An 11,777-nucleotide genomic window follows, 5' to 3' on the forward strand; every position below is an offset into this window, starting at 1 on the left:
TACCTTTTATTTTAGTTTCGGATTATTATCATGGCGGTCTTTGTCCCGCATGGTCTTCTTTTCTACGTTGTTTAAGAATGCTTGGTTCAGGTCAACTCCGGTTTGGTTGGCTAAACAGATCAAGACCCAAAACACATCGGCCATTTCATCGGCCAAGTCGCAGGACTCATCGCTTTTTTTAAACGACTGGTCGCCGTAGGTGCGGGCCATGATGCGTGCCAGCTCCCCCACTTCTTCCGTCAAAATGGTCATATTGGTTAACTCACTGAAGTATCGGACGCCAATGGTTTTGATCCATTCGTCCACCATTTTTTGTGCTTCGGGCAGACTAACTGTTTTGGGTTGTGTATTCATAAATTATTGAAATGGATAATAAATTTGAAACAAATCATGAAGCATTTTGATTGTCAAAATGTTTTATTTCTTGAATCAATAATGATGGTGACCGGCCCGTCGTTGAGCAAATCAACTTGCATGGTGGCCCCAAATTCGCCGGTCTTTACTTCTTTTTTAAGTGTTGCCGATAGAGCATCAACAAATTGCTCATACATCGGAATCGCCACATCGGGTTTTGAAGCACGAATATACGAAGGCCGGTTGCCTTTTTTGGTGTTGGCATGCAGCGTAAATTGGCTAACCACCAGCGCATCGCCAGCCACGTCCAGCAACGATTCGTTCATCACGCCATCCTGATCGTCAAAGATTCGCAACTGGCTTATTTTTTTCACCAACCAGTTGATATCTTCACTGTTGTCGGAATCTTCAACGCCCAACAGAATCAACACGCCCGTGCCAATACTCGACCTAATTTGCTGATTTATAGAAACCGATGCCCTGGAAACCCGCTGAATGACAACTCTCATTTTGTCTATTTTTTTGAAAAGCAAACGATCATCGAACAAGCTTTCCTTATTTTTGTTTAACTATTTCAATTTAGATCTAAACAAGTGATCGAAACATGAATTTTGAACAAGCAAAGATAATGATTCAACAAACGATTCGAAATAGTGCTATCCTCGTCCTGCTGCTGTTTTTGGTTAGCGGAGCTTTTGCGCAGCGCGCTTCCATTCACGGGCGCGTATTTGATGCTGCCAGCAACGAAGGCTTACCTTTTGTGAATGTGGTGGTCTCGGGAACGACCACTGGAACAGTGACCGACGAAGATGGCAGCTACCATCTGACAGGTTTGGAGCCGGGTTTTATTCGGTTGGAGGTGTCGTTTATTGGTTACGATGAGGTGATTTCGCCCGAAGTTGAAGTCAGCAACCTGAAGCCAGCTTACCTCGATATTGAGTTGGAGCGGAGTAATACGCAGTTAAGTGAGGTCACGGTCTCGGCTTCGCTGTTTCGGAAAACCGAGGAAAGCCCGGTGTCGTTAAAAAATATTGGCATTTCAGAAATTGAAAACAGCCCCGGCGCGAATCGGGATATCTCCAAAGTTATTCAGTCGTTTGCGGGTGTTCAGTCAACACCTTCCTTTCGGAATGATATTATTATCCGGGGGGGTGGGCCAGCCGAGAGCCGCTTTTTTTTAGATGGCGTGGAAGTTCCGAATATTAATCATTTTGCCACGCAGGGAGCGTCGGGTGGTCCGGTTGGGATCCTGAATGCCGATTTGCTGCGCGAGGTTAACTATTATTCCGGGGCGTTTCCGGCTAACCGGGGCAATGCACTGAGCGGCGTGTTTGAGTTTTTTCAGGTGGATGGTAATTCGGAAAAGCTTCGGGTGCAGGCTGCAGTGGGGGCTTCGGAAATTTCGGGAACCATTGATGGGCCAATCGGCGAGAATACGAGCTACATTCTTTCAGTCCGACGATCGTACTTGCAGTTTTTGTTTGGCATTCTGGAGTTGCCGTTTCTGCCTACGTTTAATGATTTTCAATTTAAGATAAAAACCAAACTTGATCAAAAAAATGAGCTGACATTTACCGGCCTAGGTGCCATTGATCAGTTTGCGCTGAACCTGGATATCGATGATCCGGATGCCCAGCAGCGGTATATTCTGGCATCGATACCGGAGAACGAGCAGTGGACCTATACGGTAGGGGCCGTTTATAAACACTTTCGCGAGAATGGGTACCAAACGCTGGTGGCCAGCCGAAACCACCTGCACAATTCGGCTGTCAAGTACCTCGATAATGACGACAGCTCAGAAGCCAATAAAACCATCGACTATGTTTCGGAAGAAATTGAGAACAAGTTTCGATATGAAAATACCATCCGCTCGGGCAATGTGAAGTGGAATTTTGGGGCCAGCCTCGATTTTGTCACCTACACCAATTCAACCCAACAAAAGCGCTACTATCCGGGAGGAATTCAGGATATCGATTTTGATACGGACTTGAACTTGGTGAAATGGGGACTTTTTGGACAGGCCAGCGATAAGTTTTTGAGTGATCGTTTGACCTTGTCACTTGGGATTCGCATGGATGCCAACAACTATTCTTCAAGCATGCGTTCCTTGTTCGATCAGCTTTCGCCGCGTTTGTCGGCTTCGTACCAACTAGCACCTTCCTGGAGTCTAAACTTCAACACCGGGCGCTATTTTCAGTTGCCGCCTTACACCGCATTAGGCTTCAAGCTCGATGGCGAGCTGGTCAATAAGTCGAACCAATTGAAATATATCCAAGCCGATCACCTGATTGGAGGTGTTGAGTTTCGGCCGCGTCAAAATGTGATATTTTCGGTAGAAGGATTTTTGAAGCAATACAGCGACTATCCGTTTTCGGTGAAAGATTCGGTTAGCTTGGCCAACCTGGGGGCCGATTTTGGTGTGATTGGGAATGAGGAGGTGGAGTCGGTTTCGAAAGGAAGGGCCTATGGTGTCGAGTTTCAAACTCGGATTGCTTCATCAAACAGGTTCAACTTGAATTTGTCGTACACTTGGGTGCGCAGTGAGTTTGAGGATAAGAAAGGCGATTATTTTGTTTCGAGCTGGGATAGCCGGCATGTTTTGGTGCTGACAAGCACGAAAAAACTGAAACGAGAGTGGCAGATTGGAAGCCGCTGGCGTTATGTGGGTGGTTTGCCTTACACGCCCTACGATTTGGACCGGTCGACTTTGATAGAAGCGTGGAACCTGAACGGAGGCCCATACCTGAATACAGGTGCTTGGAATACCAGGCGGTTTGATCCGTTTCACCAGTTGGATGTCCGCGTTGACAAGACTTATTACCTGAATAAGATTACGGCGAAATTCTACATCGACATTCAAAACCTGTACAGTTTCAAAAATCAGGATCAGGATATTTTGGTGCGTGAGCAAAATGCCAACGGACAGTTTGTGACGACAGACAATGGAACCCGGTACGTACTGGAGCGGGTTGAAAATACGTCGGGAACAGTATTGCCAACCATCGGAATCATACTTCAGTTTTAACTACCTTTGAATTATGCACGTGATTTGTATCCAACAAAAGGGGTTTGATCCTTATTTTAACCTTGCCGTAGAAGAATATCTGCTCAAGAATTTTGCGGAAGATGTCTTTATGCTTTGGCGGGGCGAACGATCGATTGTGGTTGGAAAGCACCAGAATGCGCTGGCTGAGATCAATCATCGCTATGTAGCTGAGAACAAAATCAAGATTGCACGCCGGATTTCAGGCGGGGGTACGGTTTTTCACGATCCGGGCAACCTGAATTTTACGTTTATCAAGACCGTGGACCGGATTGATCAAGTAAACTTCAAGGTGTTTACCCGGCCTATTGTGGCCGTTTTGGAAAAGTTGGGCCTTGAGGCGTACACCTCCGGAAGAAATGATCTGGTGATGGATGGGAAAAAGATCTCGGGCAATGCGGAACATGTTTATAAAAAGCGGGTTTTGCATCATGGCACCTTGCTTTTCGATAGCGACCTTAGCCAGCTGCGGGACGCGTTGAAGGTAGATTTATCACGTTTTAAAGACAAGGCTGTTCAATCTAACCGAAGTGAGGTTGGCAACATTGCCGCTTTTCTGGATCAGAAGATGGATATTGAAGCTTTTTCAGATTTTATTTTCGAGGGAATCCGAGAAACCTATCCGGAAAACCGTGTTTTTCAGTTTTCGGAAGAAGAGGTGGCAGCCATTCAAAAGCTGCGGGATGAAAAGTACGCGACTTGGGACTGGATCTACGGTTATTCGCCAAAATACAAATACAGCAATCAGTTGGAGATGCGTGGGCAAACGATTTCCTTTTCTTTGGATGTGGTTAAAGGCATCATCAATTCCATCGACTTTTTGGGGAAAATATCAAATGAGCAGGCTATTCTGCTTACGAATGCTCTGCTGGATACGCGTCATGATTATTGGGAACTGGAGCAAAAGTTACGAAAAATTGAAGTTGGCTTGGCTCCAATTCCGGTCGATAAACTGCTCGATTCTTTGGTTTAACCTTAAGGAACCACCTCAATTGTTTTCTGGATTTTGGTCACTTCACCATTGGATTTCACCATTTCGCCCCGGATAATGAATTTTCCCAGCACCTGCCCGGCAGCCACTTCAAATTCCGATCGACCATTCGGGTTCATCGTTACCGCGGGGCTCCAAAACAGAGTGGTTGACTGTTGTTTAGGGTTTTCAGATTTTCTCAGCCAGAAATCGCGTGGAATGCGATAGTCACCCTCAAAAATATCTTCCGCAGGTTGTAGTTCCACTTGTTTGATTGTTTCACCTCGCTTGGTCCAGATTTCAATCAGCCCAACCGAATTGAGGCCTGTGTAGCGCTGGATTTCAACGGGGCTGGTCGACACATTGATGGTCTCCACATCGTACGGACTCAACGAATTTAGAACACTAGCACTGGTTCCCATTTTTTGTCCGTCAATCACAATTAGGGCGCCATCCTGAGCATTAATTGAGTTGGTTCCTCCGGGGAAGATGATTTTATCACCATCCAGACGGTAAGGCTTAATGACTTTCAGCACTTCGAGCAGTGACGTTGCCGTTTGCAAGTATTTTTTGTACGCAGGTTCAGCCATTTCTCGATCCTTGGGGTCGATTTTTATTTTTGTAAATAAGTTCCTGTTTTTTTGGTAGAAATCGCTGCTGAATTGGGCTTGTTCCAGTGTTGCGTAGGTCTGTAAAAAGGATTGAACCTGATCAGAAATTTGCTCTGCCAATGTTTTTTTGAAAGTCACTTTCAGATCTTCGCTGCCATCGGGCCCAATGGCTTTGATGGCAAAATCTTCGAGCTTGTCGGCGTTGATAGCCTGCTGGTAAAACTCACCGTTTTCATCACTCGAGCTGTTGAGTATTTGCATGTTTTGAGCGTTGATGAAACTCACTTTGGCGTTGGGTACTGGTTCATTGTTTTTGTTGACAACTTGCCCAAAAAGCCCTGATTGTTGATGTCTATTCTGCTCACGCTCCCGGTCAAAGTGAGTGATGCTGTTCCAGTCAAAATTCTTCATCCGGTTGGCAACCAAGAGGTAATTCATAGTGGTCTCCAGATTTTTTGTCTCCAGCAGACTTTCGGGGTCTGTAAGTTCTTTAGAAAGATCGGAGTTGAATAGAAGCCAGGCTTCCCAATGGTTCGGCCAGTTCAAGTTTTCCTCGTCTGCGCTGATTGTCAGGTTCAATGCCGGTGTTTCGTCAGCCGGGGTGCCGCTTTCGAAGGTAAACTTGAACACTTCACCAGCTTTTACTTTTTCCGGTGCGTTTAACTCAAGCACTGACTTGCCTTTTTTTTCGAGATAAACCAGCCGGCTGGCCAGCATCTCGCTATCTTCATTGAAAGCCGAGATCAGGCTGACCCCATTGGGGAAATCAGTGTTAGGAATTTTTAGGCGCATGGGGCTTTCAAGCTCGACTTCAGAAGCCCAAAGGATGTTTTCGCCTTTGTTGGCCAGCAGGTGAATTGTTTCTGGTTTCTGTGTTGCCGGAACCAGATTGAGATAGATAAAATCAGCATCGGTACGAACAAGCGCCAGCCCCAAAGTTTCTTTAACCTTTGGCAATGCAAAAGTTTGGTTTTCTCCCAGTTCACTGGTCAGGCGCAAGCGATATTGCTTTTCTTTTTCAAACACACATGGAAACACACCAAAACCTGGAATCGAAGTGCTGCCCTGGCCGATTCTCGTGCCGTTTTCATCGGTAATTTCACCAGCTACTGATACCGGCTGCCCCAGTTCGTTGTGAACGCTAAAGCCAAGTTTTTGGGGAGTTCCGGCAACCAGCTGTCCCCCTTCAGGATAAAAGCATACGTTGAGTTGTTCGTTTTTCACTGGAAGAACGGTTGAAAAAATCAACTCGTCTCTTTTAGTCAAAATGGTCAATTTTAAAGGGCTTTCGAAGGCTTTGTCGGGAAGAGATAAGTCAACGGTAGTCTTTCCGTCAGAATTTGTTTTTATTTTTTGTTTCAGAACAAGCTCTTGCTGATGATAAAGTTCCGCTTGCAGCTTTTCGTTTTTGGCCGGGCTGCCGTCCATTTCCTCCATAACAAAAGTATAGTTGTTTGACTTTCCGGGAACCAGAAGTGTGGGAACCGTTGTTTCTTTTAGGCGAAACGCTTCTTCATTTTTTTGATTAATGTAAATCAGTTTGTAAAAAGCTTCGTTGGCCCGGGATGCAGAAGCTGGGCTGGCAACCAAAACGTATCTGCCTTCGTGCAGGCCTTTGGGAATGGCGATGTCGCCTTTCATCATGCCCTTTTGCGATTTGAAATTGTGACCAATGATACGAACGCCATCCCCCGAGTATAAGCCAACCTGTACGTCACTGCTGATTGGTTCCACGATTTGGCCTGTTGTATTGGTAATCAACATCGAAAACCAAATCACTTCTTCCGGCTTGTAAACTTCCTTATCGGTGGTCAGCTGAATTTTTTCAATCGGATAATACTGGTAGTATTCATTCAGCATTTGGGCAATATCCGAAAGGACAACACTTTGTGACGATGCTGTTAAGGAGATTAGGGTAAGACAGATGCAAAATAATTTCGTTTTCATGGTTGACTTTTTTGTGATGTTAAAGGAATCATTGGGGGTGTGTTATTGAGAAGACTTTCTTGTTTTGGTTGCTTTTTTAAGGCGTTCCGAAGATCTTCGCTTGGTTTGATGACATTATAATCGCCCCAAAAATCTTCATCATAGCTGGTAATAATTTCACTGAAAATATCAGAGGAGTCAAAATTCTCGTCACGCTTGAAACGTCTCAGGTTGGTCTCGCGAAAGTTGGTAATCAGCAGGTCAGAGATGCTGTGAAAAACCGAGTTAATATTGTCCTGCCGGCTCTTGACATGAAATTTCACGGAAGTTTGGGCCGAATTCAGGTACCATCTGTCATGGTGTCTTTTATAAGTCACCGTGTAGTCCAGGTCGATGGGACGAACATTAAATCCTCGTGGCTTTTTCTTGATCAGCGACCGGCGGGCACTTTTTTTCCCGCTTCGGCTCAGGCTAAATTCGGCGTAAACCAAGGCATATGTTTCTTTGTCGATGTAGAGTTCGCCTTCGTAAGTTAGGTAATCAAACTTGCCATCGGGCTCAAAATGGATGATATAAGTTGGACGGTTGACGTAATCAATCACGCGTTTGAAGCTGTAGGTGTAATATTCACGAAATTCTTTGTCGATAAATGAATCCATGGTTTTGATCACATCCAGCTTGGTGATGTAGTAAGGGCCGCCCTGCATCTTGAAATCGACCAGTTGAAAAGAGGACTGTACCTCCGGGCTTTTTCGCCCCTTCAGATAGCGAATCTGATCCTGCCGGAACGGATTACTGTACGAGGCTTTCAAGATGTCCATAACAGCCTCTGAAACATTGATGTATTCTTTATCCTGCTTTAGCACTTCGCGGTAAAACGATGTCATTAACTGGGTGTTTGTGGAGTAATTATTATCGATGTTTTCAAGCATTTTATCCAGTACCTGTATGGGGTTTGCCGCCGAAACCAGCACTTCCCTTAATTGAATTTCCACCGGATCCAGATAAATGTCGAGTTCACCTTGCTTAAGCGTATCCGGCAGGATGTATAGCCGATTGTAGCCTAGGCACGATACAACCAATGTATCCGACTCGTATTCTGAGGGTATTTTTAGTTGAAATTCCCCATCCACGTTGGAGATGGTTCCGAAAGGATGGCCCACAACAGAAATACTGGCATAAGGAATCTCTTCCTTGTTTTGGTTGTTGAGCAATTTTCCCGATAATTCATAACTAATCCGCTGGTTTGCGCTTGCACCGGCCTTCTGGATTTTTTGCCGGGTGATGATGAGCTGGTTTTTAAGCAGGTTAAAATGAAATGGTTTCCCGAAAACCTCATCCAGGACTTGTTGAATGGTTTGATCGTTAACGACGATTGAAATGGGCCGATCGGTGTTGACCAGTACCGGATCGTAGGAGAAGTAGATGCCTGTTTGAGCCGAAATGTGGTTCAGCAGATCCAGCAATCGGCCGTCTTCAATTTGTATTGAAACTTTGCTGTCCAGACTGGCAGACTGCTCTTCCTGCCCGTTCGCTGTGAAGGGCAGGATTATAATGAGCAGGCTGAATGTCAGGATGATATGTTTCACTAAAAGATTTTTTCCAAATGAAAGGTCGTTGTTATTTCATGTCCATCCCGCAACACTTTCATCTTAATTTTCCGGTCTTCCTTGCTCTGAAAGATAAGATTTATGTCATTTAAAGACAAGGATTTATGACTGGTATTATTTACCGATAAAATCTGGTCATTTTCTTTCAAGCCAGCATGGAAAGCTGGTGAGTCATCCCGAACATTATCGATGGTAAAGATTGGTAATCCAGGCATGGGGTTGTAAACCTCCATTCCGCTCATGTTGTAATTAAAATCGTCGTTGACTTTACTTGTCGGGCGTAGTTTTATCTGGTGATTTGGGTAATCGAGTGTTACAAAGAAGCGCTTCAGAATTTCGGCGCCCAATGTTCCGTTTCGGTCATTGGCAACAATCAGACTTTCAATCATTTCATTGTTTGGAAATGCGACGATTGGTTCGGTCAGGATGAGTGGTCCAACCCAAATTCCGCCAATCCGCCCTTTGCGTCCATGCAGATCACCGCTCAGGCCTTTCCCCAAGAAGGTTTCGATGTTTTTCTTGGGAATGTCAATCCGGTCGTCTGACTTGGTTGATAGCCAGATGGCGTCGCTGGCGCCCGTGTCTACCAGCAGTTTGACCGGCACTTCCTCGTTGTCATCAGTCATAATGGTGGTGCGCACATAGGGTTTGTTGTGCTCAAAGTGAAGTGGCATCACAATATCTTTGTTTCGAACCCGGTCGCGATATCGATCGGGATCAATCACTGTGAGCTTTTCGTTGCTGTAGTCGATTTCAACTACAAAATCCTTGAACAAGTCAAACCCGATCAATCCATGCACTGGTATTCCCAATATCTGGGAAATCTGGAAGTTATCGTTAATCACCATGTGCACTTCCTGGTTCCAGGCTACCAAGCCATCAATTTTCATGGTGTTGTTGCCTGAACGGTAAGCGGTCAGACTTTCGCCTTCACCCAAACCTTTAATGTCGACCGGATGCAACAGGTTTAAATTTAATTTGTTGACATATGGAAGTTCGGTGATGATTGGAAACCGGACACCCGTGTCCAAAATGAAATTCAACGTGTCGGAATCGTTAATCTGAACCGGAATGATAATTAGGTTGCTGGCTGATTTAAATTTGAACGTGACTGATTTTTGACCTGAATCTTGAAATTCGAAGCGGTTTTTGCTGGGTTCGAAGCGCAATTTTTCTTCGTAGTCCACACTTTCCCGCAGGGGGACGTAGTCGCGGACGACCAACAGGTTGTTTTCGATTTCAAAGATCAGGTAAAAGTCATCCATCAGTTTTTCCAGAACGTAGCGGATGGGCTTGTTTGAGATATTGAGGGTAATATTTTTTCCCTCAAGCAATTTTGAGTTGTAGGAGTAATCTAAATCAAGGTAGGTACATATTTGTTCAATGACCTTTGAGAGTGATTCATTTTCAGCGTACAGGCTGATGTTTTGCTCCAGGATATTGTCACCTTGCTTCTGTTCCTGCGCGGCTGTTGACAAGCTTGAAAACATCCATAGGAATGCAACAATAAATAGCGAAGCGCTGGCTTTTATAAAGTTTGTTTTCATGGTTTTCATGTTTTTTAAGATTAAGCATCTTTCTTCGATAACAGATAGTGCCCACCTCGCTTTTCGACTTTTAGTCCGTGGGTGTTTGAGATGACCTCCAGAATAAAATCGAGCGTTTCTTTTTCAAAATGGGCATTTAAGAGCAGTTCATCCAGTTGATGGTCCGGAAGGCTAATTTGTACGCGATAGACCTTGTTTAATTGTTTAATGACGTCAGCCAGTGCTGTTTCATTGAAAACAAACGTCCTTGTTTTCCAGGCCAGAAAATTTGGATCATCATTCAGACTTTTGGTCAGTTGCTTGCTCGAATTGATGAAGGTTCCTTTGTCTCCAGGATCGAGCGTGATCTTATGGAGGTTTGCCAGTTTCGAGATCTCTACTTTCCCCGAGGCTACGATGACTTCAACCCGATCATTCTCCGGATAAGCATTGACCGAAAAGCTCGTTCCCAGAACTTTTACGGTTGCTTCTCCGGCACGAATGATGAATGGTTTGTTTGGATTAGGTGTTACTTCGAAAAAGGCTTCTCCTTCAATTGAAACTTCACGAATATCGTTGGCAAATTGATCAGGGTAATTAATTTTTGTGTCGCGGTTCAGGGTTACCAGGGTACCGTCTGACAGCTCAATTTGTGACAATCCGGCGTCATCAACCGTGACCCCAGCCATGTGTGTACTGCCGAGTTGGCGCTGCCCCACATAGTAGGCAGCTGATCCAATAATCAGTGCCAGAATGACGGCTGCCGCAATTTTCAGCGCTCGCATCACCATGGACCTGGATATGGCTTTCGGTTCTTCTCCTCGAATACGCGACTTCACCTGCGAGAAGGCCCCTGCGGGGTCGTATTTCTTCAGTCGGTAATGCAGGTTGATTTTTTTTGTCAGCTGCCGTAATTGGCGCTGTTCGGATTCGTCAACCGGAACTTGGCTGTCTTGGGATGTGGGCTCATCGAATAGTTCTTTGGCCAGTAATTCCCAATCCTCTTGTCTGATGTTTTGATTTGCTTTCATCACTCCTAAGACAAGGCTGGAAGAAAATACCCCTAATGGTTTAATCAGGAATTTTTGAAAATGACCAATCCGATGAAGTAATCTTTGTAGTCGCGCAGTCGCTCGCGCAGTTGTTTCAGTGCCAGCCCCATGTGTGTCTCAACCGTTTTTACTGATAGGCCAAGTTGGTCGGCGATTTCCTGGTATTTCAATCCTTGTTCGCGACTAAGTTTAAAAATTTGCCTGCGTTTTTCGGGTAAGGATTCAATGGCCTCGGCAATTTTGTCGGAAAGGCCGACTTCGAGAAAATAGTCTGATTCATTCACTTCTCGCATGAAGCGCTCCTTGACACGCTCGGCATGCTTGTCCCTTACTTTCGTGTGTTGGATCCAATTCAGGCAGTGGTTTTTTACCGCGTGAAACAAGTAACTTTTTAACGAGCGGTGGATCTCTAGTCTGGCTCGTTTGTTCCATAAATTGACAAACAGGTCCTGAACAGTTTCTTCGGCCTTCGCATCATCTCCAAGGAATTGGCTGGCAAACAAACACAACGAACCATAATACGTGTTGAAGATTGTTTCGAAAGCCTTTTCGTCGCTTTGCCGAAGTTGGTTCAGCAGCTCATTGTCTTGGTCCGTGTTCATGCTTGGTGCCTATTCAATCTAAAATGCGGTCGGGCTAAGTTATCAAAAAAATAGACGCTCGCGCAAGGAAAACGCTAATTTCG

9 protein-coding genes are annotated in these 11,777 nt (G+C 45.1%); 2 read left to right on the forward strand and 7 right to left on the reverse strand.

All coding sequences use genetic code 11. From position 1 onward, the window contains the following. Positions 1-6 precede the first annotated feature (6 nt). Together AAC033_RS03325 and dtd are read right to left on the reverse strand one after the other, a co-directional pair. Positions 7-354 carry a nucleotide pyrophosphohydrolase gene (locus AAC033_RS03325; protein ID WP_339735368.1) on the reverse strand — a complete coding sequence of 116 codons (348 nt, stop codon included), beginning with the start codon at positions 352-354 and terminating at the stop codon, positions 7-9. Positions 355-407: 53 nt separating this feature from the next. Continuing rightward, positions 408-863, reverse strand: a complete 456-nt coding sequence (gene dtd, locus AAC033_RS03330; protein ID WP_339735370.1) for a D-aminoacyl-tRNA deacylase — start codon at positions 861-863, stop codon at positions 408-410. A gap of 119 nt (positions 864-982) precedes the next feature. Here dtd and AAC033_RS03335 point away from each other — a divergent pair, with 119 nt between their 5' ends. Further along, positions 983-3,379: a TonB-dependent receptor gene (locus tag AAC033_RS03335; RefSeq protein ID WP_339735372.1), complete on the forward strand. Its 2,397-nt coding sequence runs from the start codon at positions 983-985 to the stop codon at positions 3,377-3,379. A gap of 13 nt (positions 3,380-3,392) precedes the next feature. Beyond that, positions 3,393-4,370 carry a lipoate--protein ligase gene (locus AAC033_RS03340; RefSeq protein WP_339735374.1) on the forward strand — a complete coding sequence of 326 codons (978 nt, stop codon included), beginning with the start codon at positions 3,393-3,395 and terminating at the stop codon, positions 4,368-4,370. Between the two features lie 2 nt (positions 4,371-4,372). Here the strand turns inward: AAC033_RS03340 and AAC033_RS03345 are convergent, their stop codons facing one another. The 5 genes from AAC033_RS03345 to AAC033_RS03365 are packed head-to-tail and all read right to left on the reverse strand — an operon-like array spanning position 4,373 to position 11,694. Next, positions 4,373-6,925, reverse strand: a complete 2,553-nt coding sequence (locus tag AAC033_RS03345; protein WP_339735376.1) for a carboxypeptidase-like regulatory domain-containing protein — start codon at positions 6,923-6,925, stop codon at positions 4,373-4,375. Continuing rightward, the gene (locus AAC033_RS03350) at positions 6,922-8,493 is read right to left on the reverse strand and encodes an STN and carboxypeptidase regulatory-like domain-containing protein (RefSeq protein ID WP_339735378.1); all 1,572 of its coding nucleotides are present in this window, start codon (positions 8,491-8,493) and stop codon (positions 6,922-6,924) included. Before AAC033_RS03350 ends, AAC033_RS03345 begins: the two co-directional genes overlap by 4 nt. Beyond that, a complete protein-coding gene (locus tag AAC033_RS03355; RefSeq protein WP_339735380.1) occupies positions 8,493-10,061 on the reverse strand; it encodes an aspartyl protease family protein in 1,569 nt (522 codons plus the stop codon). The genes AAC033_RS03350 and AAC033_RS03355 overlap by 1 nt, the downstream gene beginning before the upstream one ends. Before the next feature lie 20 nt (positions 10,062-10,081). Then, complete coding sequence (locus tag AAC033_RS03360; protein ID WP_339735382.1) at positions 10,082-11,071, reverse strand: FecR domain-containing protein; 990 nt, start codon at positions 11,069-11,071, stop codon at positions 10,082-10,084. 44 nt (positions 11,072-11,115) lie between these two features. Next, entirely contained in the window at positions 11,116-11,694 is a 579-nt protein-coding gene (locus AAC033_RS03365) for an RNA polymerase sigma-70 factor (protein ID WP_339735384.1), read from the reverse strand. Positions 11,695-11,777: the final 83 nt, after the last annotated feature.

The organism is uncultured Sunxiuqinia sp., from assembly GCF_963974515.1.
Taxonomy (GTDB): domain Bacteria; phylum Bacteroidota; class Bacteroidia; order Bacteroidales; family Prolixibacteraceae; genus Sunxiuqinia.

Excerpts from the sequence above, each read along its gene's own strand:
- AAC033_RS03325 (WP_339735368.1), bottom strand. The coding sequence starts at position 354 with ATGAATACACAACCCAAAACAGTTAGTCTGCCCGAAGCACAAAAAATG.
- dtd (WP_339735370.1), bottom strand. The coding sequence starts at position 863 with ATGAGAGTTGTCATTCAGCGGGTTTCCAGGGCATCGGTTTCTATAAAT.
- AAC033_RS03335 (WP_339735372.1), top strand. The coding sequence starts at position 983 with ATGATTCAACAAACGATTCGAAATAGTGCTATCCTCGTCCTGCTGCTG.
- AAC033_RS03340 (WP_339735374.1), top strand. The coding sequence starts at position 3,393 with ATGCACGTGATTTGTATCCAACAAAAGGGGTTTGATCCTTATTTTAAC.
- AAC033_RS03345 (WP_339735376.1), bottom strand. The coding sequence starts at position 6,925 with ATGAAAACGAAATTATTTTGCATCTGTCTTACCCTAATCTCCTTAACA.
- AAC033_RS03355 (WP_339735380.1), bottom strand. The coding sequence starts at position 10,061 with ATGAAAACAAACTTTATAAAAGCCAGCGCTTCGCTATTTATTGTTGCA.
- AAC033_RS03360 (WP_339735382.1), bottom strand. The coding sequence starts at position 11,071 with ATGAAAGCAAATCAAAACATCAGACAAGAGGATTGGGAATTACTGGCC.
- AAC033_RS03365 (WP_339735384.1), bottom strand. The coding sequence starts at position 11,694 with ATGAACACGGACCAAGACAATGAGCTGCTGAACCAACTTCGGCAAAGC.